This is a genomic window from Streptomyces sp. NBC_00887, assembly GCF_045207585.1.
In genome coordinates this window covers 9047317-9068951 of sequence record NZ_CP108788.1, presented here as the reverse complement: position 1 = coordinate 9068951, position 21635 = coordinate 9047317, and the positions used below count along the sequence as shown (strand labels likewise).

At 71.2% G+C, this 21635-nt stretch carries 16 protein-coding genes and 1 pseudogene; 8 read left to right on the top strand and 9 right to left on the bottom strand.

All coding sequences use genetic code 11. From position 1 onward, the window contains the following. Window positions 1-10 precede the first annotated feature (10 nt). From OG844_RS41290 to OG844_RS41265, 6 genes are all read right to left on the bottom strand, one after another. A complete protein-coding gene (locus tag OG844_RS41290) occupies window positions 11-3214 on the bottom strand; it encodes a glycosyl hydrolase 115 family protein (RefSeq protein WP_406388191.1) in 3204 nt (1067 codons plus the stop codon). Between the two features lie 87 nt (window positions 3215-3301). Next, entirely contained in the window at window positions 3302-3961 is a 660-nt protein-coding gene (locus OG844_RS41285; protein WP_406388192.1) for a sodium:solute symporter family transporter, read from the bottom strand. A gap of 177 nt (window positions 3962-4138) precedes the next feature. Beyond that, window positions 4139-6541 (bottom strand): glycoside hydrolase family 3 N-terminal domain-containing protein, encoded by a 2403-nt coding sequence (locus OG844_RS41280; protein WP_406388194.1) that lies wholly within the window; start codon window positions 6539-6541, stop codon window positions 4139-4141. Window positions 6542-6594: 53 nt separating this feature from the next. Then, entirely contained in the window at window positions 6595-7491 is an 897-nt protein-coding gene (locus OG844_RS41275) for a carbohydrate ABC transporter permease (protein ID WP_329213668.1), read from the bottom strand. A gap of 4 nt (window positions 7492-7495) precedes the next feature. Beyond that, the gene (locus OG844_RS41270) at window positions 7496-8425 is read right to left on the bottom strand and encodes a carbohydrate ABC transporter permease (RefSeq protein WP_406388195.1); all 930 of its coding nucleotides are present in this window, start codon (window positions 8423-8425) and stop codon (window positions 7496-7498) included. A gap of 2 nt (window positions 8426-8427) precedes the next feature. Then, the gene (locus tag OG844_RS41265) at window positions 8428-9675 is read right to left on the bottom strand and encodes an extracellular solute-binding protein (RefSeq protein WP_406395997.1); all 1248 of its coding nucleotides are present in this window, start codon (window positions 9673-9675) and stop codon (window positions 8428-8430) included. Between the two features lie 214 nt (window positions 9676-9889). On the opposite strand from OG844_RS41265, the gene OG844_RS41260 reads away from it, so the two are divergent. Further along, entirely contained in the window at window positions 9890-10948 is a 1059-nt protein-coding gene (locus OG844_RS41260; protein ID WP_406388197.1) for a LacI family DNA-binding transcriptional regulator, read from the top strand. Window positions 10949-10992: 44 nt separating this feature from the next. On the opposite strand, the pseudogene OG844_RS41255 reads toward OG844_RS41260, so the two are convergent. Further along, window positions 10993-11704: pseudogene (locus tag OG844_RS41255) on the bottom strand (cupin domain-containing protein). Window positions 11705-11969: 265 nt separating this feature from the next. Here OG844_RS41255 and OG844_RS41250 point away from each other — a divergent pair. From OG844_RS41250 to OG844_RS41235, 4 genes are all read left to right on the top strand, one after another. Next, on the top strand, window positions 11970-13055 hold the full coding sequence (locus OG844_RS41250; protein WP_406388198.1) for a WD40/YVTN/BNR-like repeat-containing protein: 1086 nt from the start codon (window positions 11970-11972) through the stop codon (window positions 13053-13055). Window positions 13056-13110: 55 nt separating this feature from the next. Further along, the gene (locus OG844_RS41245; protein WP_406388200.1) at window positions 13111-13788 is read left to right on the top strand and encodes a uracil-DNA glycosylase; all 678 of its coding nucleotides are present in this window, start codon (window positions 13111-13113) and stop codon (window positions 13786-13788) included. Then, window positions 13773-14783: an N-acetylglucosamine kinase gene (locus OG844_RS41240; RefSeq protein WP_406395999.1), complete on the top strand. Its 1011-nt coding sequence runs from the start codon at window positions 13773-13775 to the stop codon at window positions 14781-14783. Before OG844_RS41245 ends, OG844_RS41240 begins: the two co-directional genes overlap by 16 nt. Before the next feature lie 138 nt (window positions 14784-14921). After that, window positions 14922-15845 (top strand): sirohydrochlorin chelatase, encoded by a 924-nt coding sequence (locus OG844_RS41235; protein WP_384610529.1) that lies wholly within the window; start codon window positions 14922-14924, stop codon window positions 15843-15845. Window positions 15846-15978: 133 nt separating this feature from the next. On the opposite strand, the gene OG844_RS41230 is transcribed toward OG844_RS41235, so the two are convergent. Continuing rightward, window positions 15979-17058: a lactonase family protein gene (locus tag OG844_RS41230; RefSeq protein WP_406388202.1), complete on the bottom strand. Its 1080-nt coding sequence runs from the start codon at window positions 17056-17058 to the stop codon at window positions 15979-15981. Between the two features lie 169 nt (window positions 17059-17227). Next, window positions 17228-18739 (bottom strand): FUSC family protein, encoded by a 1512-nt coding sequence (locus tag OG844_RS41225; protein ID WP_406388203.1) that lies wholly within the window; start codon window positions 18737-18739, stop codon window positions 17228-17230. A gap of 273 nt (window positions 18740-19012) precedes the next feature. Here OG844_RS41225 and OG844_RS41220 point away from each other — a divergent pair, with 273 nt between their 5' ends. From OG844_RS41220 to OG844_RS41210, 3 genes are all read left to right on the top strand, one after another. After that, on the top strand, window positions 19013-19495 hold the full coding sequence (locus OG844_RS41220) for an Lrp/AsnC family transcriptional regulator (protein WP_406388205.1): 483 nt from the start codon (window positions 19013-19015) through the stop codon (window positions 19493-19495). 24 nt (window positions 19496-19519) lie between these two features. Then, the gene (locus OG844_RS41215; protein WP_406388206.1) at window positions 19520-20212 is read left to right on the top strand and encodes an HAD family hydrolase; all 693 of its coding nucleotides are present in this window, start codon (window positions 19520-19522) and stop codon (window positions 20210-20212) included. 223 nt (window positions 20213-20435) lie between these two features. Continuing rightward, window positions 20436-21626: a serine/threonine-protein kinase gene (locus OG844_RS41210; protein ID WP_406388207.1), complete on the top strand. Its 1191-nt coding sequence runs from the start codon at window positions 20436-20438 to the stop codon at window positions 21624-21626. The last annotated feature ends 9 nt before the right edge of the window (window positions 21627-21635 follow it).

Below are 21635 nucleotides of genomic sequence, written 5' to 3'. Positions count from 1 at the left end.
CCCGCTCCGGTCAGCTCAGCCGGAGACTCTCCGGCGGGCCCAGATAGCTGGGCTTGAGGCCGCCGGTGTCCACCACCAGGTTCTGCAGCACCACCGTCGGGTCGACCATCCAGAATTTCAGCACATGGACGCCGGCCCGGCCGATGTGGTGTGCGGTGCTGGTGCGGTTGACGTTGTCCGAGGTGTTACGGGCCCACTGCGGGTTCATGGTGCCGTCGTCGGCGCCGGTGACCGCGGTGACGTTGACGGACTGCGGCGCGTCGTCGTCGAAGGAGACGGCGTACGTGAGCCCGTCGGCCGCCCGTGCGTTGTTCCGGGGCGAGAGGTACGCCCAGACCGTGACCGGCCCGGTAGTGAACAGGCTGACCCGGTACTCCAGCCTCGGCCCCTTCCCGCCCGGCGTCTGGCGTGCGGCCGTGACCGGGAAGGGCTCCATGCCCGAACCGGTGCGGCCGATGCCGGGGATGCGCTGCCAGGAGATGCCGTCGCGGCCCAGCGCCCGGTGGAAGTGGTCCGCCTCGATGGAGACGTAACCGTTGGCCTCGACGAAGCCGGAGAGCTGTGCGCGCCGCGCTTGGGGGCGGTCGATCACGGCCTGGACGACCACCTCGCTGCCACCGGGGCCGGAAACGGTGACCGGAACCCGGGTGACACCCTCGGGTGCCCGTGACCAGTCGACCCTGAAGGTGACCCGGGTCTGGGCGTCCACCCGCCCCTGCGTCCGGTCGGCGATCAGCCACGACGCGCCCGTGCGGATGCGGTAGTCGAAGGGTTCGGAGCCACGGTTGAACACCTCGACGTACTGCGCCGGCTGGCTCTGGTACGGGCTGAAGACCGGCAGCACGGGCTCGGCACCGTCCTGCCCCGCGGCCGGCCACCAGGCGGCCGAGCCGTCGATGGCCACCCCCATCTCGGCCGTGCGCGGGAGTTCGATGCGGCGCACGGCGGGGAAGATCTCGTCGGCGATCGCCACGTTGTTGAGCTCGGGCTGCTGCCAGGGAGCGTTGGGGCCGTAGCGGTCCACATCGCCGTAACCGATGTGCGGCTGGGTCTGGAAGCCCTCCCACTTCCCGTCGGCCACCTCGGTGTTGAAGCGGCGCGCCAGCGCGAAGTCGTCGGCGAGCCTGGCCTCGGCGGTGGCCGCGAGCTGGTTGGTGAGGGCCCTGCCCTGGGGCGCGTAGTGGAGGTTGGTGAACTCGGCCTCACGCAGGGCGTACAGGTTGGCGGTCGCCCGGACCTCGTAACCGACCAGCTGGTACCAGGCGTCCTGGGCCGAGGCGGGGAGCTTGCGCCCGATGCGCGCCGCCGCGGTGTCCAGTCGCTCCCAGTCCCCCGTGACCCGCTCCAGCTCGCGGTAGTCGGTCAGGCTGAAGGGGGTGGCCCGGTCGTCGTAGACGATGGCGGACGAGTCCTTCGCCGGGTCCTTGGCGGGGTCGAGGGTGATCCTCCGGTTGAGCAGTTCGGGCTTGCGGCGGGACTGCAGCTGGGCGTAGGTGCGCAGGACGGCGGCCACGTCCTCGGCCTGCTTCTCGCCGAAGTTCTGCCGGGCGTACTGCTCCTCCCACTCCGGGATCCGGTCCAGGGTCCAGCGGTCGGGGTTCCAGGCGTACTCCAGGAAGAACTGGGTGGGCAGTTCGTTGCCCTTGAGGTCTCCGACGTTGGTGATCCAGAGGCCGTGGTTGCCGTAGGCCGCGCTCTGGTGCAGCTGGTCCCACATGTTGGGGAGCGAGGCGGTGTCGACCCACTTGTAGTTGCGGCCCACCCCGACGTAGTCGAAGTGGTAGTAGAGGCCGTACCCACCGCTGCGGTCGTCGTTCTCCAGGTCGGGCAGCTTGCGGATGTTGGCCCAGTTGTCGTCGGTGAGGACGACGGTGACGTCGTCGGGGACCCGCAGTCCGCGGTCCCAGTAGCGCTGGACCTCCTTGTAGAGCGTCCACACCTGCGGAACGTCGGCGTCGGGGCCGAGTTCCTCGGCGAGGATCTGGCGCTGGGTGGCGATGATCTCGCTCATCAGCTCGATGCCGTCGCCGTCGGGCAGGCTGACGTCGCCGTTGCCACGCATGCCGAGGGTGACCACACCCTCGAAGTCCTCGTCCGCCATGCGGCGGATGCCCTGCCTCCAGTAGGCCTTGATGGCTTCGGCGTTGCGGCGGAAGGACCACTCCCCGGTGCCGCCGTAGGGGTCGTTGCCGGGCTTGGTGATGTTTCCCGCGCCGTCACGGACGGCCGCGACGGCATGCCTGTTCCACTCCTCGATCCCCCGCATCATGGGTGCCTCGTGCGAGGTGCCCATGACGACGCCGTACGCCTTCGCGGTGGCGTGGTTCTGCGGGTCGTCCTCGGCGAAGGCGCGGCCCCAGACGGCGGGCCACAGGTAGTTGGCCTTGAGCCGCAGCATCACTTCGAAGATCTTGGCGTAGAAGTCGGCGTTGAATCCGCCCTCGAAGCCCGGCGCCTTGCCGGGGCCGAAGAAGGCGGGGGCCCAGGTCCCGAGCGCCGGGTTCTCGTCGTTGACGAAGAATCCGCGGTACTTCACGGCGGGGGTGCCCTGGCTGTGCAGACCCGGCAGGACGTACAGCGCGTCACGGTGTACGGGTGCGACGTCGTCCCACCAGTACCAGGGCGAGACGCCGATGCCCCGGGAGACGTCGTACGCGCCGAAGATCGTGCCGCGCTGGTCGCTGCCCGCGATCACGAAGGCACGGTCAACGCCCGGCAGCGGCTTCTCCACCACGGTCTGCAGGCTGGTCTCCCACTGTCCCTCGATCGAGGAGACCTTGAGCTTGCGCGCGGCGACCAGGGCGTCGATCAGCGGGCTGCGGCCGAGGGTTCCCACGAGCACGATCTCGCGGCTGCCCTTGGGAGCGGTGTCGTGCGCGAGCACGGGGCGGACCCCGGTGACGCGCTCGATGTCCGCCCGGAGGTCACCGGCCACCCGCACGACTCCGGCGTAGTCGCTGTCGCTGACCACGATCGGGGCCGCCCTGCCGGCCCTTACCAGCGGGAAGGCGCCGGAGCGCGGGGTGAAGGAGACGTAGGCACCGGGGTCCGTGGGCCGGAGAGGGGCGGGGCCGCCGGACAGCGGTGTCGTCGCTGCCGCCTCACCCGTGATCCCCATCAGGGAGCCGAGGGGTGTGGCCGCGAGCGCGGTCAGCCCCAGGCCGGCCCCCAGGACCGATCGGCGACTGCTGTGGTGCGGGACGTGCTGGTCCATACTGCTCTCCCAGTTTTGTTCACACTCTTGACAAATTGGACGGGTATGAGTCCTTGGCATGTGTTCGGGTGGAGGGGGTGTGGCGCGTCAGTCGATGGCGCCGGACGCGGCGGGCTGGGCAGCGGTGGCTGTCACCGCTTCGCCGTCGCCGTCGGAGGCGGGTGACAGGGCCGCCACGATCGCGTCGGCGGTGTCGTCGGGCTCCGGGCTGATCAGACCGACGGCGATGTACACCACCAGCGAGGTGACCAGCGGGGTGACGATCACCAAGGTCTGGTCCGTGCTCTCGAGCACGGACTTCACGAGGACGTAGCCCAGCAGCCCCGACGCCCAGGAGGACAGGGCCGCGCGGGGCCCGAACCTGCGGAACGCCGGCAGCAGCCCCAGCAGCATCGGGATGGAGATGGGGCCCATCACGGCCACGACGAGTCCGACGATGATGCCCAGCACACCACCGGAATGGTCCGCCTCGATGGCGACGATCATGCTGAGGGTGATGAACACGACGGTGCACACCCGGGCGACGAGGAGTCCGGTCGCCGGGGACAGGTCCCTGGCGCGGCGGACCACCGCGGGGATGATGTCGCGGGTGACGACCGCGGAGACCGCGTTGGCGTCCGACGAGGCCATCGTCATCGTGTGGGAGAACATTCCCGCCAGGGTCAGACCGACGAGCCCTGGGCGACGGCGTGGCAGGCCTCGGAACCATCTGGAACAGGCTGCCGGACGGGCAACTTGAGGCGGCACCGACGGCCAGCGAGCAGGTTGCCTTGAGCATGACAGACGCCTTTTCGCAGTGGCGCCCCGTCCGGAGCCCTCGGCTCACGCCGAGGGCTCCGGGGCAGCCTTCGAAAGTTTCGACAGCACCTCCGCACACCCCCGGGCGTGCGGAGCGGGCGGGCAGGGAACCGCTGCCCCTGCCCGTCAGTTCTCCGGGACCACCGGCTCGTGCGACGTGGTGCAGACGAGGCGGCGCCGGTGATCGACGGTTCGCTCGGGCCCGGTGAGGCGCAGCCGTACCGTGTGCCGAACGTCGGCGTAGTCGCTGGATGCGGCGAAGCGGAGCTCGATGTCACCGGGCTCGACGATGCGGCGCCCGCCCGTCCCGGTGAAGGACACCAGGTCCGCATGGAAGCGGAAGCGGACCCGCCGGGTCTCCCCCGCGGCGAGCGGCACGCGGGCGTAGCCGATCAGCCGCGACTCGGGGCGGGTGGTCTGGGCGACCGGGTCGTGGACGTAGAGCTGGACGACTTCGGCGCCTTCGCGTTCGCCGCTGTTGCGGACGGTGAGCTCGAGGTCGGTCGCGCCGTCGGTGGGCAGCTCGGCCGGGACGGGAGCGCCGGCCTCCCACTCGAAGGAGGTGTACGAGAGTCCGTGGCCGAACGGGTGGAGCGGGGTCGGGTCCAGGTTGCTGACCCCGTTGACCCGGCCGAGCGGCGGCTGCAGGTAGGTCCACGGCTGGCCGCCGGGACCGTGGGGGACACCGATGGGCAGCCGTCCGGAGGGGTTGACCCGCCCCGACAGCACGCCCGCCAGTGCCGGTCCGCCCTCCTCGCCCGGGAAGAAGGCCTGCACGCACCCGGCCAGCCGGTCGGCCCGGCCGCCGAGCGCGTACGTGCGGCCCGTCAGCAGCACGAGGACCACCGGGGTTCCCGTGTCCAGCAGCGCGTCGAGCAGCTCGGCCTGGATACCCGGCAGGGACAGATCGGCCGCGTCGCAGCCCTCGCCCGAGGTGCCGCGGCCGAACAGGCCGGCCCGGTCGCCGAGCACGGCCACGCAGACATCGGCGCCGACGGCCATTTCCACGGCCTGCGCGATTCCGGCAGTGTCCGCCCCGTCGACGTCGCAGCCCTCCGCGAAGTCGATCCCGGCACCCGGGAATTCCTCGCGCAACGACTCGAGCACCGTCGGAACGGCGATGCCCATCGGCATCTCGGGGTGCAGGACGCCCACATGGCTGGGGAAGGAGTAGCAGCCGAGCATGGCCAGCGGGTCGTCGGCGCGTGGCCCCACCACCGCGATCCGTCCGGTGCCGCCGAGCGGCAGCACATCGCCGGGGTTGGCGAGCAGGACACAGGACCGCTCGGCCAGGATCCGGGCCAGGGCCCGGTTCCGCGGCGGGTCGAGGTCCACGGTGCCGCGCGCCCGGTCCGGGTCCACCCCGTCGAGCGCGGCGGGCAGGACCGGCCGTTTCGGGTCGAGCAGCCCGAGCTCGCACTTCTGCAGCAGGACACGGCGCAGAGCCCGGTCCACCAGATCCTCGGCCACCGCTCCCTCACGCACTGCGGCGATGAGCTCGTCGCCGTAACTGCGCACGGTGGGCAGTTCCACATCGACGCCCGCGGTGAGTGCGAGCCGGGCGGCATCGGCGCGACCGGCGGCGACCTTGTGCAGGGTCTCCAGGAACCCGATGCCGAAGTAGTCGGCGACGACGGTCCCGCCGAACCCCCAGGTGTCCCTGAGCAGCTCGGTGAGCAGTGCCGGGTCCGCGGCGGTGGGCACCCCGTCGATCTCGGCGTACGAGTGCATCACCGAGCGGGCACCGCCCTCGCGGAGCGCCATCTCGAAGGGCGGAAGGATCACGTCGGCCATCTCACGGCCGCCCGCACGGACCGGCGCGAGGTTCCGCGCCCCGGCGGACGCGGAGTAGCCCGCGAAGTGCTTCAGCGTGGCGACGATCCCGGCGGACTCGAGGCCCCGGACGTAGGCCGAACCGATCGTCGCGACCAGGTACGGGTCCTCGCCGATGGTCTCCTCCACGCGGCCCCAGCGAAGGTCCCGCACGACGTCCAGAACGGGAGCGAGCCCCTGGTGGACGCCGACCGACCGCATGTCGGCGCCGATCAGACGGGCCATCTCCTCGACGAGCTCGGGGTCCCAGGCCGCACCCCAGGCCAGCGGCACGGGATAGGCGGTGGCGCCCCACGCGGTGAAGCCGGCGAGGCACTCCTCGTGGGCGAGCGCCGGGATGCCGAACCTGCCGGCCTCGGCGATCCGGGTCTGCGCCCGCGCCAGTGCGACGGCGCCGACACCCGGGTCCACCGGGGCGGTGCCGAACGGCCGGGTGAGCTGGCCGAGTCCGCGGGTCGTGAGCTCCTCGAAGTCGACCGGGTCGACCATGTCGTTCTGGTGGGGTGCGACCCCGTCGCCCTCGGCGTCGGCGCCCACCCAGATTCCGTAGAGCTGTGCGGCCTTCTCCTCGAGGGTCATCCGGGTGATGAGATCGGCCACCCGCACCTCTGGGGTGAGCGAGGGGTCGCGCCAGGGGCCGTCGGCCTCGGGTACCGGGTCGGCCTCACGGGCTTGGGGGTGGGGGTGGATCGCCATGGCGGCAGGGGTTCCTCTCAAGAGTGCGGTGGTGCGGGGCGGCAGAGGTGTCGCTACTTGCCGCCCACCCCCATCAGTCCGTTGACCAGCGCACGCCGGGCCACGAGGTACACGGCGAAGATGGGCACGACGGAGAGCACGATCGCCGCCAGCACGGCCGGGATGTTCACGCCGAACTGGGTCATGAAGTTGAACAGCCCGAGCGTGAGCACCCGGTTCTCCTCCGACTGCGTCAGGATCAGGGGGAACAGGAAACCGTTCCACGCCTGCAGTGCGGAGAAGATCGCCACTGTGCTGATGCCGGCCTTGGAGAGCGGTATCGCCAGCTGCCACAGCATCCGCACGGGCGAGGCGCCGTCGAGGGACATCGCCTCGTACATCTCCTCCGATACGTCCCGCATGGTGCCGCTGAGTACCAGGACGGCAACCGGCATGGAGAAGGCCGCGGTCGGCAGGATGATCGCGTAGAGGGTGTCGTAGAGACCCATCTTGCCGATGAGCAGGTACAGGGGAACGATCACCGCCTGCGCCGGTATCGCCACACCGAGCAGGAACGTCCGGAACGCCAGTGAGGAGAGGCGGCTGCGGGTGCGCACCGCCACGTACGCCACCGGGATGGACAGCACCAGCACGATGGCCACCGTGGACACCGCGACGATCGCGGTGTTGCCGAGCAGCGTGAGGAACCCGCTGTGCAGCACGGTGTTGTAGTTGTCGAACGTCGGATCCGTCGGGAAAGCCAGCGGGTCGCCGTTCAGCGCCTCGTCCTGGCGCATGAGCGACGCGGAGACGAGCGTGTAGAGCGGCACCAGGACGATGACGAGCCAGACCAGCGAGCCCAGGCCGGCCAGCGGGTTGCCCAGCAGCTTCCGGCGGCGGGCGGAGGCCTGATGGCGCTTCAGGGACGGCGAGATCCGCTGCGGGGCAACGGGGCGGGTGTCGATCGACATCGCGTCACATACCTTCCCGGGTGGATCGCATCGATCCGAAGCCGCTGAAGCGGACCAGGATGAGCGAGAGACTGGTGGCCACGACGACCAGTGCGGTGGCGATGGCTGCGGCATATCCCAGGTCGTACGTCTGGAAGCCGGTCCGGTACATCAGGTACGGCAGGATCGTCGTGTCCGTGCCGGGACCGCCCTTGGTCATGATGAGCACGGTGTCGAAGTACGTCAGCGAGCCGACGATCATCAGGACCGACGAGGTCGTCATGGTGTGGCGCAGCTGCGGCAGGGTGATGTGGAAGAACTGCCGCACCATGCCGGCGCCGTCGATGGCGGCGGCCTGGTAGAGGACCTCCGGGATCTGCCGGGCACCGCCCTGGTAGATCAGCGTGTGGAAGGGCATGAACTGCCAGCCGCCGACGAACGCCACCATGAGCAGCGCGCCCGTGGACGACCCCATGATGTTGGGATCGATTCCGATCCAGGGGCCGATCTCCTTGATCACGCCGAAGTTGGGGTCCAGCAGGGCGTGGAAGAGCATGGCGATCGCGGTGGTGGAGAGCAGCAGCGGAATGAAGAAGATCGCGGACAGCACGGCCCGGCTGCGTTGGCGTCCCGCCGCCCAGACGCCCAGCAGCAGTGCCACGGGGGTCTGGAAGGCCCAGCTGATCGTGGTGAGCAGGAGGCTCAGCCAGGCCGCCTGGCCGAACTCGGAGTCCTGGAACAACCGGGTCCAGTTGTCCAGGCCCGTCAGGGTCGGGGAGTTGAGCCCGTCCCATTCGCAGAAGGAGAGGTAGACGGCGATCGCCAGGGGGATGATCGCGAAGACGGCGAAGAAGAGGATGCCGGGCAGGGCCCAGGCGACCGGGGGGCGGCCGACGTTGCCGACGGCCGCCTTCCTGTCTCCGCGCCTCTTCGCGTGCGGAGTGTGGTGGGACATCGTCAGTGTGCGGCCTTCATTGCTTCGACGAACTGCTCCGGAGTGCTCTTTCCGGCGAACAGCTTGCTGATTTCGGTGAGCAGCGGGGTGGCGTACTGGGCCTCCAGCGCCTGGTCCCACGAGAGGGTGAAGCTCGGGGCCTTCTGGACCAGCTGGTACTGGTCGTTGGCGAACTCGGGGTTGGGCGAGGTGCTCAGCATCGAGGCCGCGTTGGAGGTGGTGGGGATGTCACCGTTGTCGACGAGGGCCTGGGCGTAGGTCTTCGACGCCATCGTCTTCAGGAACGCGATGGCGGCGTCCTTGTGCTTGGTACGGGCGTTGACGGACCAGTAGTTGGTGGGGTTGCCCACCACGTTCGCCGGGTCACCCACGCCGCCCGCCACGGTCGGGAACGCGGCCCAGCCGAGGTCCTTCTTGGCGAATTCGGGCGCCTTGCCCAGCTGGGTCGAGTACTCCCACGAGCCCATGAGGTGCATGGCGGCCTTGCCCTTGTTGAGCAGGGTCGGGGCTCCGCCGTTGCCGTAGTCGACCGAGTTGAAGTTCTTGCCGAACGCGCCGTCGTCGATCAGCTCCTTGACGGTCTGCGCCGTCTTGAGCACCGCCGGGTCGCCCCAGCCGTCGGTGTCGCCGTTCTGGATCTTCTGGAAGACCTCGGGTCCGCCGATCCGGTCGAGCAGGTACTCCATCCACATCAGCTCGGGCCACTTGTCGGAGCCGCCCAGGGCGAAGGGGGTGATGCCCGCGGCCTTGAAGGTGGTGATGGCCTTCTGGAGGTCCTCCCACGTCTTGGGGACCTCGAGCTTGTGCTCGGCGAAGAGGCTCTTGTTGTAGAAGACCATCACGGGCTGCATGCCGCGCATCGGCACCCCGTATATCTTCCCGTCGAGGCTGCCCGCGGTCATGATCGACGGGAGGAAGCCGTCCTTGAGCGTGGCGTCGTTCTTGACGGTCGAGGTGAGGTCGACCAGGTTCTTGGAGTCGACGTACGGCTTGATGGAACCGCCGCCCCAGTTGAAGAAGACGTCCGGGGCGCTGGGCGAGCCCATGGCACTGCGGAGCTTGTTCACGTAGTCGGTCCCGGGGACCGACACCAGCTTGACCTTGACCTCGGAGGTCTTGTTGAACGTGTCGACCGCGGCCTGCTGTACCTTGACCGCGTCATCGCCGTAGACGTACGCGGTGATGGTGCCGCCGCCGTCGCTGCCGCTGTCTCCCGAACCGCAGCCGGCCAGGAGACCGGCCATCGCCATCGCCGCACCGACTGCGACCCATCTCGTCGTACGTGTGCCCTGAGTGAAAATACCCGACCGCATGACCGCACCCTCTGTCGAATGTTTCGGCTTGCCTTTCGAATGTTGCCGGAACCGTACGGTCGTGTTTCGGGCCCGTCAAGAGGGCAGGACCAAGGATTTACCAACACCGCCCGGCCACCTGTTCGGGGCTTCGGGGAGCTACGATTCGTGCATGAGCGCTGCAAAGGTCCAGCCCCAACAGGAGAAGGTGTCCGTCGACGAGTCGTCGGAGAGCACCGCCACGCTGGCAGAAATCGCCCGAGCGGCCGGAGTTTCGGCTCCGACAGTTTCGAAAGTGCTGAACGGGCGAGCCGATGTCGCCCCCAGCACCCGCACCAGGGTGGAGGAACTGCTGCTGCGCCACGGCTACCGCCGGAGGCGCGGCGCCTCGCAACAGTCCCAGCTCATCGACCTGGTCTTCCACGAACTGGACAGCGCCTGGGCGATGGAAGTCGTCCGGGGAGTCGAGAACGTCGCCCGTGAGGAAGGCCTGAGCCTGGTGCTCTCGGAGAGCGCCGGCAGGCTGACCCCGGGCCAGACCTGGGTGGACGGCGTCCTGGCACGCCGCCCGGCCGGCGTCATCCTGGTGCTCTCGGACCTCGACGCCGCCCAGCGCGCCCAGCTCAACAGCCGCAGCATCCCGTTCGTCGTGGTGGACCCGGCGGGCGATCCCGGTGACGACATCCCTTCGGTCGGCGCGGCCAACTGGCAGGGCGGTCTCGCCGCCACACGCCATCTGACGGGTCTGGGACACCGCCGGATCGGCGTCATCGGCGGGCCGACCCGCATGATGTGCAGCCGCGCCCGCATCGACGGCTACCGTGCCGCGCTGGAGACCTCGGGCATTCCGATGGACCCCGAGCTCGTGCGCGAGGGCGAGTTCCACCACGAAGACGGCTACACGGCGGCCCTGGAGCTGCTGCGCCTGCCGAACCCCCCCACCGCGATCTTCGCCGGCAACGACCTGCAGGCACTCGGCGTGTACGAGGCGGCGCGTGAGCTGGGACTGCGGATTCCGGAGGACCTCAGCGTGGTCGGATTCGACGACCTGCCGCTCACCCGGTGGATCGGGCCGCCTCTCACCACCGTGCGGCAGCCGCTCATAGAGATGGCCGAGACCGCCGCCCGGCTGGTGCTCGACCTCGGCCGGGGCCGGCAGCCCGCCACCACCCGGGTCGACCTGGCGACGAGCCTGGTGGTCCGCAGCAGCACGGCCCCGCCGGCCGGCTGACGCACGAGCGGGACCCTGTCGGCGGGGCGGCGATCGGGAGTCGGTCAGCCCGGGCATACGTCGAGGCGGCCGCACATACCGAACCTCCCGAGTGCGAAAGCCTGTTCTGCCTGCACCCGGGCATCGCGGAGGTGCGCGTCCTCGCCGCGGGCCAGGGCGTCGAGGTGCCGGCCGGTCGCCCGGGACGCGGCCGCCGCGCCCTGCTGCCGGCGTGCGCGCCAGTCCTCGGTCCGGGGGCGCACGAGCTCCGCGGCGGCCCGGTGGAACGCGGCCGGCGGCCCGGGGTCGCCCGCCTCGGTGGCGCCGCGCAGTGCGAGGAAACCTGGACGGCGAGGTCGCGGCGGGTGCGTGCGGCGAACGTCTGCGCTTCCTCGGTGCCGCCGGGAAGGGTGGCTGCCGCACGGTAGAGCCCGGCGTCCGCGAGGATCCGGGGCGGAAACGTGAGCACGGCGTCACCCGCTTCCGGCAGCCCGCTGTTCTGCATGAGGACGACGATGCGCAGCCCGTCCTCGTTGACCAGCCGGTGGATGGTGCCCGGGGTGAACCACACGAGGGCCCCCGGAACCAGGGGGGTCTCCTGGAGCCCGACGCCGTGAGTGTCTGCACGGACCCGCTGCCTCCGACGACCACGTAGCCCTCGGAACACCTCAGGTGCAGATGCGGGGTGCCACCGCGCAGGCCGTCCTCCGTGGGCCAGTCGTAGACCCTGAGGTGGGACACCGCGACAGCGCCCCGCAGCCCTTCGAAGGCCGTCACAGGTGCTCCTCGGTCGGGTGCCGCCTTCGCCTGCCGGGCACGCCGCTCCGTGCGTCCCCGCGCCTGTTCCACCGCCCGCCCCCGGTCTGTCGCGCCTGGGCTGCAAGCGCTTTCCACACCAGACGACCCGGCGTACGACCGGGGGTCAAGAGCGCCTGCCGCAACCGCCCCGGCCAGGGCGGCGACCGAATGTGCGGGCTGCTGTCAGTGGCCCGGTGCAGACTGTCCCCTATCCGGCATAACGGCGTTTCGGGAGGTCTCTGTCATGACCGACGTACTGCTCACCGTGGGCACCCGCAAAGGACTCTTCATCGGCCGCAGGCGCGGCGGCGCATGGGAGTTCGGAGATCCGCACTTCAACGCGCAGGCCGTCTATTCGATCGCGATCGACACCCGCGGGCCGGCACCCCGCCTTCTGGTCGGCGGCGACAGCGCACACTGGGGCCCCTCCGTCTTCCACTCCGACGACCTGGGCGCCACATGGGTCGAGCCGAAGCAGCCGGCGGTGAAGTTCCCCCAGTTCACCGAGGCGTCGCTGGAGCGGGTCTGGCAGCTGCATCCGGCCGGACCCGAGGCGCCCGGCGTGGTGTACGCGGGGACGGAGCCGGCGGCCCTGTTCCGGTCCGAGGACGGTGGCGAGTCCTTCGAGCTGGTCCGCCCGCTGTGGGAGCACCCGACGAGGTCGAAGTGGGTACCCGGCGGGGGAGGCGAGGGTCTCCACACCATCCTGACCGACCGGAGGGACGCCCGTGCGGTGACCGTCGCCGTCTCCACCGCGGGCGTGTTCCGGACGAAGGACGGCGGCGAGCGGTGGGCTCCGTCCAACAAGGGGGTCTCCGCGGTCTTCCTGCCGGACCCCGACCCCGAGTTCGGCCAGTGCGTGCACAAGGTCACCCGTGACGCGGCCGATCCCGACCGGCTCTACCTGCAGAACCACTGGGGGGTCTTCCGCAGCGACGACTCCGGGGACAACTGGACGGACATCGGCGCGGGCCTGCCTTCGGACTTCGGCTTCGCCGCGGTCGCGCATCCGCACCACGCGGACACGGTCTACGTCTTCCCGATCAACGCGGACGCCGACCGCGTCCCCGCAGGTCGCCGCTGCCGGGTGTTCCGTACGCGTGACGCCGGAGCGACCTGGGAGCCCCTGACGCAGGGCCTGCCGGACGGCGCCCACTACGGCACGGTGCTCCGCGATGCGCTCTGTACGGACGACGCCGACCCGGCGGGCGTCTACTTCGGCAACCGCAACGGCGAGGTGTACGCCAGCGAGGACGACGGGGACAGCTGGCAGCAGCTCGCCTCGCATCTGCCCGACGTGCTGTGCGTGCGGGCGGTGGTGCTCGACTGACCCGCAGCCGACCGGTGTGGTCGTAGCACCGGTGGAGACCAGTAGAGTGCGGCCCGTGGCAGCACGACCGTTGAAAGAAATCGTTGAGCCGGGGTGGGCGCAGGCCCTCGAGCCCGTGGCCGAACGCATCGCCGCTATGGGCGACTTCCTCCGCACGGAGATCGCCGCGGGGCGCACCTACCTGCCCGCGGGACCGAATGTGCTGAGGGCGTTCCAGCAACCCTTCGACGAGGTACGCGTCCTGATCGTCGGCCAGGATCCGTACCCGACACCGGGGCATGCGATCGGCCTGAGTTTCGCGGTGGCACCCGAGGTGAGTCCGGTGCCCGGGAGTCTGGAGAACATCTTCCGGGAGCTGCACTCGGATCTTGGCCTTCCACGGCCCTCCAACGGCGATCTGACGCCCTGGGCGCAGCAGGGGGTGCTCCTGCTCAACAGGGCGCTGACGACGGCTCCCAGGCGGCCTGCGGCGCACCGGGGCAAAGGCTGGGAGGAGGTGACCGAGCAGGCCATCCGCGCGCTGGTCGCGCGCGGCACACCGCTCGTGTCGGTGCTGTGGGGCCGTGACGCCCGCAATCTGCGGCCGCTGCTGGGCGACTTCCCGGCGATCGAGTCCTCGCACCCCTCCCCCATGTCGGCCGACCGCGGCTTCTTCGGTTCACGTCCGTTCAGCCGGACCAATGAACTGCTGCAGCGCCAGGGGGCGCAGCCGGTCGACTGGCGGCTGCCGTGACGGCAGCGCCGGACCCGTTCGTCATCGGCGTGGACTCCGGCGGGTCCGGGCTGCGCGTGGCGCTCGGGACCGTAGGCACGGAGCATCCCGTGTCCACCACGGTCTGCGCCGAACCGGTGCGGACGGGAACGGCCGGCATCGATGCCGGGCACATGCTGGAGCAGCTTCTGCCGGCGGTCCGGGGGCTGCTGGAGGAGGCCGGGCCGGGGGCGGAGATCGCCGCTGTGGCCGTCGGGGCCGCCGGGATGGCGACGCTCGGCGGGCAGTTGCGTACCGAGCTGCCGGCAGCTCTGGCGCAGGCGCTGGTCGTGCGGCGGGTGGCGCTGGCCGCCGACGCGGTGACCGCTTACGCGGGTGCCCTCGGACAGCGACCCGGAGCGGTCGTCGCGGGCGGCACGGGCATGATCGCGCTCGGCACCGATCTGACGACGTGGCGAAGGGCCGACGGCTGGGGTCATCTGCTGGGCGACTCCGGCGGCGGTGCCTGGATCGGCCGCGCCGGACTCGACGCGGCGATGCGCGCCCACGACGGGCGGGCCGGGGGTTCCCCCGACCTGCTCGCGCGGCTCCGGAAGATTTTCGGTTTTGCTCCCGATCTTCCGGGGCTCCTCTATCCGCGAGGCGACCGTCCGGCTCTGCTCGCTTCCTTCGCCCCCGAAGTCGCGGCCTGCGCCGCCGAGGACGAGGTCGCGGCCGGCATCCTGCGGGAGGCTGCCGTCCACATCGCCGAAGCCGCAGCGGCGGTCTGCCCCCCGGCCACGGACGCCGGGAACGGCGGGTGCGAAGTCGCCCTGACGGGAGGTCTGTTCAGGATGGGCGATCCGCTCACCGGGCCCTTGTACGCAGAGCTCGCGCGACAGGTCCCGCAGGCCCGCGTGGTGCCCGCCGCAGGTGATCCGCTCCACGGTTCGCTGGCCGTCGCGCGGGCTCTCGCCCTGGCGGAACTGCGGCTGCCCACCCACCCGGCACTGCTGTTCGTGGCGGAGGTGACGTGAGCATACCGAGCATCTGACCGCCCGGACAGAGCAGGGCAGTTGACTGGTATGCCACTCAACAGACATAACCGGACAGATAACGCCCGACCACCCCCTCCCCGAACAGAGGGGCACCCAAAACCAGTAGCATGCGGCGCCATGAGCACCCCCACTGGGCCCGCTTCCGGCCTGCCTGTACGAATGCCGCGACCTCGCCAGTCCGGACGGCACCGCCGCCCGGAGCCCGTGGTCGCACCTGAGGGCGCTGCCGCGCTCGTTCTCGCTGTTCCCGGTACCCCTTCCTCGGCCACGCGCAGCCTCGCCGAAGAAGTGATCAGCATCGCCCGTTCCGAGCTTCCCGGCCTGAACGCACAGATCGGTTATCTCGACGGTGACGACGCCGAGTACCCCACGCTCGTCTCCGTACTCGCGCATACCGCCACCGAGCGCACCGCGCGCTACGAGCAGGCCGTTGCCGCGGGTCGTGAGGTCTCCGAGCCGCAGGGCCCGTCCGCCGTCGTGGTGCCGCTGCTGGCGGGGCCGGACAGCGCCCTGATCCGGCGGATACGGCAGGCGGTCATGGAGAGCGGCACCCAGACCGAGCTGACCGATGTGCTGGGCCCGCACCCGCTCCTCGCCGAGGCACTCCACGTGCGCCTTTCGGAGGCCGGCCTGGCGCGCGCCGACCGTGCCAGGCTGTTCACCGTGGCGACCGCGGCCGACGGCATCGTGCTGGCCACGGTGGGCGGCGACGAGGCCGTGCAGGCCGCCGGGATCACCGGCATGCTGCTGGCCGCGCGCCTCGCGGTTCCGGTGATGGCCGCCGCACTGGATGTGGAGGGTTCGGTCGCCTCGATCGCCGCACAGCTCCAGAACTCCGGTTCCGCCCAGCTCGCGCTCGCGCCGTACCTGGTGGGCCCGGAGGTCGACACCGGCCTGCTGGAGGCCGCCGCGAGGGAGGCCGGCTGCGCGACCGCCGAGCCGCTCGGCGCGTACCCGGCCATCGGCAAGCTCGTGCTCTCGACCTACGCGGCGACGCTCGGCATCACGCCGGCGACACCGCAGGGCGCCCAGGCGCACTGATCGGCGCCCGCACCTCCGACTGATCGGGCGGCACGGACCGGATAGCCCCGGCCCGTGCCGCCTGTCGTTCCCGGGCGCCTCCCCGGGACTCACGGGGCGTCTCCCGGGGCGCCCCGGGGCGCCCCGGGGCGCCTCAGGCGAAGACGACGCAGGAGGCGGCGGGAGCGTCGATGGAGCCCGCGTGGGCCGGAATGCCCGTTTCCGCGTCGACGGCGAACCAGCTGACGTTGCCGGAGTGCTCGTTCGCCACGTACAGCCACTGCCCGGTGGGATCGAGGGTGAGGTCGCGGGGCCATTGCCCGCCGCAGCCCACGGCCGCGGCCAGGAGCGGTTTCTCGGCCGTCTCGTCGAGCGTGAGGACGGAGATGCTGTCGTGGCCGCGGTTCGCGGTCCACAGGAACCGCCCGTCGTACGAGACCACGACCTCGGACGGGTACGTACGCGCGTCCCCGGCCGTGACGCCTTCGGAATCCACGTCGTGGGGCAGCACAGGTGTCTCCCCGAACGGCTCGAGCCGGCCCGTGGCCGCGTCCCAGCGGCATACGGTGACCGTCGGCTCCAGTTCGTTCAGCACGTAGGCGTGTCCCCCCGACGGGTGGAAGGCCATGTGTCGCGGCCCGCTGCCGGGGCGCATGGCCGTCTCCCCGTGCAGCCGCAGCGACCCGGTGCGCGGGTCGAGGGCGCAGACGCGCACGGAGTCCGTACCCAGGTCCACGCTCAGCACCCAGTTCCCCGAGGGGTCGGCGAGCACCTGGTGGGCGTGCGGGCCCGCCTGCCGGCCGGTGTCGGGCCCGCTGCCCTCGTGCCGGAGCACGGAGGCCGCCGGGCCGAGGGAGCCGTCGGCCCGTACCGGCAGCGCGGTCACGCTCCCGGAGCCGTAGTTGGCGGTGACCAGATGACCGGCGGCGAGTGCCAGGTGTGTGGGGCTGCTCCCGTCGACGGACCGCACCGGGCCGGCGGGCCGCAGGCCGTCGTCGCCGATCTCCCATGCGGCGGCGGCGCCGTCGGAGGTCTCGCTGACCGCGTACAGAAGCCTGACACCCGTTGCGGAGGCGGGGCCGACCGTGAGGAAGGAGGGGTCGGGAACGGCGTCCGTGGCCGCGAGCACGGTCAGCGCCCCGGTGTCCGGGTCGACGGCGACCGCGGTGACACCGCGTCCGCCGGCCGAGGTGAACGACCCTATGAATGCCCGCCCGGCGCTTCTGCTGCCCATCGCGCTACCCCGCCTTTGCCGTCTGTGCCGTCTGTCGCGATCTTCCCCGGCGACGGTAGCAGGCAGCCCTTCGTGGTCCAGACCAATCCGGAAAGCCCCTTCGGACACGTACCGCGCGCCTGCGTGCCGGTGGCCGGCCGAGCGGCCCCCTCAAGGGGCCTAGGGGACGTCAGGCACGGATCAGCGGGGCCCGGGGGGAGCTGTGCAGGGGCGCGGCCAGTTCGGCGAGCGCCCGCTCCAGGCTGTGCAGGTGGGCGAGCGCGGGTTCGGCGACACCGGCGGCCGGCAGGTGGCCGGCGGCGGAAGCCGTCTCGTGGCGCCTGCGGTCCGGGGCCGTCAGCGCTTCCACGGAGGCTTCGACACGCCAGCAGGCGGCGGCGAGACGGGCGTCGTGCGACGCCTCCGGGTCCGCCGCGACGGACGCGAGACCGCGTACCTCGCGTGCGCACACGTCGAGCAGTGCGAGCACCTGCCCGGCCCGCGCCTTACGGGCGCGCAGCGGGCTCAGGGGATGCACCAGCGGGCCGAGCGAGAGCCGTACGCGCCCGAGGAGCGCTTCCAGTTCGGCGACGCGGGGGGCCGGGTCCGCCGTCGCCGAACCCGCGAGCCGCGCGGCCGCCTCCGCGGTGCAGGCGTGCACACAGCGCAGGGCCCGCTGGATCCAGGCATCGGTCGTGGCGTGCGTGGTGACCGGCAGCAGGAGGAGCACCGCCGCCATCGCGCCGAGCGCCCCCACACCCGTCTCCACGAGCCGCAGTGCGAGCAGTGAGGGGTCCAGCACGCCGAGAGCCCCGTAGAGCGCACCTGCCATGACGGTCACCGAGAACATCATCCAGGTGTACGAGACCGCCGCCGAGTAGAAGATCCCGAAGACAGCGGCCGCCACGACGACGGCGGTCGGCACGGCGGCACCGTGCAGCGGAACGACGACGACCAGACCGACGGGGATACCGATCAGCGTGCCCAGGACCCGGCGGAATCCCCGCACCAGGGTCTCGCCACGGGACGCGGTGTTCACGAAGACCCACCAGGTGGCGCCGACGGCCCAGTACCAGCGCTCCTCGGAGAGGAGCTGCCCCACCAGGAGCGCGAAGGCGCCACCCGCGGTCGCCTGGATCGCCTGGCGTGTGGTCGCGCGGGCCAGCCCCCGGCCGGCCACCGGGGTGAGCACCGAGGGGGCGGGCAGCCGCCGCTCGTAGCACCAGAAGCCGAAGCGGACGGCGGACGAGGCCAGCAGGGAGAGGGCGACCGCGGAGTACAGCTCGGGCAACTGCGCGGGCAGCGTGTGCAGGAACTGCGTGACGAAGAAGGACATGAAGGCGAACACACCGAGGGCGTGCCCCCGCGGCCCCCACCGCCGGGCGTACACGCCGGCACCCATCACCGCGAGGAAGGCCACGTCGCGCGCCACAGGCTGGTCGTGCAGCAGGGCTGCCAGGGCCAGCACGGGGAGCCCCGCGGCAGGCAGCAGAGCCGTCGTGATGGCCTGCCCGCGCACGGTGGGGTCGGTCACCGTGAACAGGGCCAGCAGTGCGGCGAGACCGCCGGTGATCGCCCCGACGAGCGAGTGGCCGGCCAGCCCGCACACCACGACCGCCAGCCCGATGCCGAGGACGGCCCGGACCCCGCTGCGCAGGCGCAGTCGTCCCGGATCCGCGGCAACGAACATCCTCTTCAGCAACGAAGGCTCTCCCCTGTGAACCCGGCCCGTGCACCGGCATGAAAAAGGCGCCACGGGGATCCGCAGCGCCATCGACAGATACATCAGAGCATCCCGGCACCTCATGGCTCAAATCGAGGCGAAACCACTGGGCCATTGGTACATCTCCGGAGGCGTATGGCGTGCCACAAGTAGGCCAACGGACCCGGTCGCCCGTGGAAGGCACCGATCCCGGGCCGGGCCACGGTTAGAGTCGGGCGAAGGATCACCGAGCCGGGAGGAGAACGGCCGATCATGGCGGTGGACGCCCTCGACACCCGAATCCTGCGGCTGCTCATCGAGCAGCCGCGCACCAGCGTCCGCGAGTACGCGCGCATCCTGGCAGTGGCGCGCGGCACCCTCCAGGCCCGGCTGGACCGTCTGGAGCGGGACGGCGTGATCACCGGCACGGGACCGTCGATCTCCCCCGCGGCACTCGGTCACCCGGTGCTCGCCTTCGTCCACCTGGAGGTCACCCAGGGGCACCTGGACGAGGTGGGGGACGCGCTCGCGGCGGTCCCGGAGATCATCGAGGTGTTCTCGACGACCGGCGGCGGTGACCTCCTGACGCGCGTCGTGGCCCGCGACAACGGTCACCTCGAGGACGTGATCCAGCAGCTGATCCAGCTCCCCGGCGTCGTCAGGACGCGCACGGAGGTGGCCCTGCGCGAGAGGGTGGCGCACCGGGTCCTGCCGCTGGTCGAGGCCGTGGGGCGGGCGGCGGGCAGTCCGGACTGATCACCGTCCGGCATGCTGGGAGCCATGAGTTCCAGGCGCACCCCGGCCCTTCGGGTCATCTTCGATCTCGACGGCACGCTCGTCGACAGCGAGCCGAACTACTACGAGGCGGGGCGCCGCCTCCTCTCCCGGTACGGCGTACAGGACTACGACTGGGAGAAGCACGCGCGCTTCATCGGGATCGGTACCCGGGAGACCCTGACCGTCCTGCGCGCGGAGTACGGGATCGAGGCGCCGGTCGAGGAACTGCTGGCGGGGAAGAACGCCCTGTATCTGGAGCTCGCCGGCGCTTCGACGAAGGTCTTCCCGCAGATGCGGCTCCTGGTCGAGCGGCTGCACGAGGACGGGGTCGCGATGGCGGTGGCCTCGGGTTCGTCCCGGGCGGCGATCGGAGCCACCCTCGCCGTCACCGGGCTGGACGCGTACATCCGGCTGTACGTGTCCGCCGAGGAGGTGGCGCACGGAAAGCCGGAGCCCGATGTGTTCCTGGAGACCGCCCGGCGGCTCGGCGCCGAACCGGCGGACTGCGTGGTGCTGGAGGACGCCGTGCCGGGCGTCGAGGCGGCGTACGCGGCGGGAATGCGCTGCATCGCGGTTCCCTTTGCCGAAGAGATCGCCGGTGAGCCCGCGTTCGCGACTGCGGAACTGCTCTTCCCCGGCGGGCAGGACGAGTTCACCGCACAGGCCGTGTTCGACCGCCTCCGCCAGGGACTTTGATGCGGATCAGGCCGGATTCGGCGGGGTGGTGGCGGCCCCGGCAACCGGAGGCCCGGCGGACGGATATCCTGATCATGCCGCACACCCCACGTACCGTACCGAGCCGTTGAGCCCGATGAGGTCGCCGCTGCGGCAGTCGGAGCGGGCCACAGTTCGAGATAGGTGTGCACAGGTGCTGGTAGCTGGTCGGTACCGGTTGATATCCCCCATCGGTCGTGGCGGCATGGGTGAGGTGTGGCGCGCCACGGACGAAGTCCTGGGCCGGGCCGTGGCGGTGAAACTGCTGCTCGGGGACCATGCCGACGCCTCGTCGACCGCCCGGTTCCGCCTGGAGGCGCAGACCGCGGCGCGTCTGAGCCATCCTCACCTGGTGGCCGTGTTCGACTTCGGCTCGTGGGAGGACCGCTTCTATCTGGTGATGGAGCTGGTCGAGGGCAGGAGTCTCGGGGACCTGCTGGCGGCCCAGGAGTCGGTTCACCCCGAGCAGGTGGCCGACATCGCGGGTCAGGCGGCTGCGGGTCTGGCGGCCGCGCACCGGCAGGGCATCGTGCACCGCGACATCAAGCCGGGCAACCTCATGCTGGATGCCGACGGTACGGTGAAGATCGGCGACTTCGGCATCGCCCAGTTCGTCGACGACCCCTCGACGGCTCTGACCACCGCCGGCCACATCGTGGGCACGAGCCTGTACCTGGCTCCGGAGCGGGCGCTCGGCCGCACCGCCGACTCCGCGTCGGACATGTACTCCCTCGGTTGTGTCGTCTACCAACTACTGGTCGGTCAGCCGCCGTTCCGCTCGGACACCGCGACCGCGACGCTCTACCAGCACGTGGACACGCCTCCGGTGCCGGTGAGACAGCGGGGGGTCGACATCTCCCCCGCCTTCGATTCGTATCTGCTGGGCCTGCTGGCGAAGCAGCCCGAGGACCGGCCGAGTGCACAGCAGGCCTCGGAATGGTTCCGCAGCGGCGCCTGGCGCGGGCGCCCCGAGCCGCTGCCGCAGCAGCATGCCGCCGCCCCGCGGCCCGTCGTCCCTGCCGCTCCGGCGCCGGGTGCCGCCACTCCCGACACCGGGGGCATGTCGGCGTACCGGCTGCCGCAGCCCACCGGGCGCAGACGGGCGACGCCTGCGCCCCGGGCCGCCAGATCAGCGTCCACGCGCCGGCTCCGCGCGGGTGAGGCCATCCGCCGACGGCCCCGTGTGGCGAGTGCCGTCGCCGGAGCCGTCGCCTTCGTGGCGGCGGTGTACCTGGGAACGGTCCTGTTCTCGCCGGACTCCGGTGCGGCGGATACCCCGGATCCCGGTCCTACGCCGACGGCCACACTGCAGCCGTCCGCGCCTGTCGAACCGGCCGGCCCTGCCGGGGACGGGCCCCGGCAGGACGGCGAGGACGGCGAGGAGTCGGACGACTGAGCCCCTCCG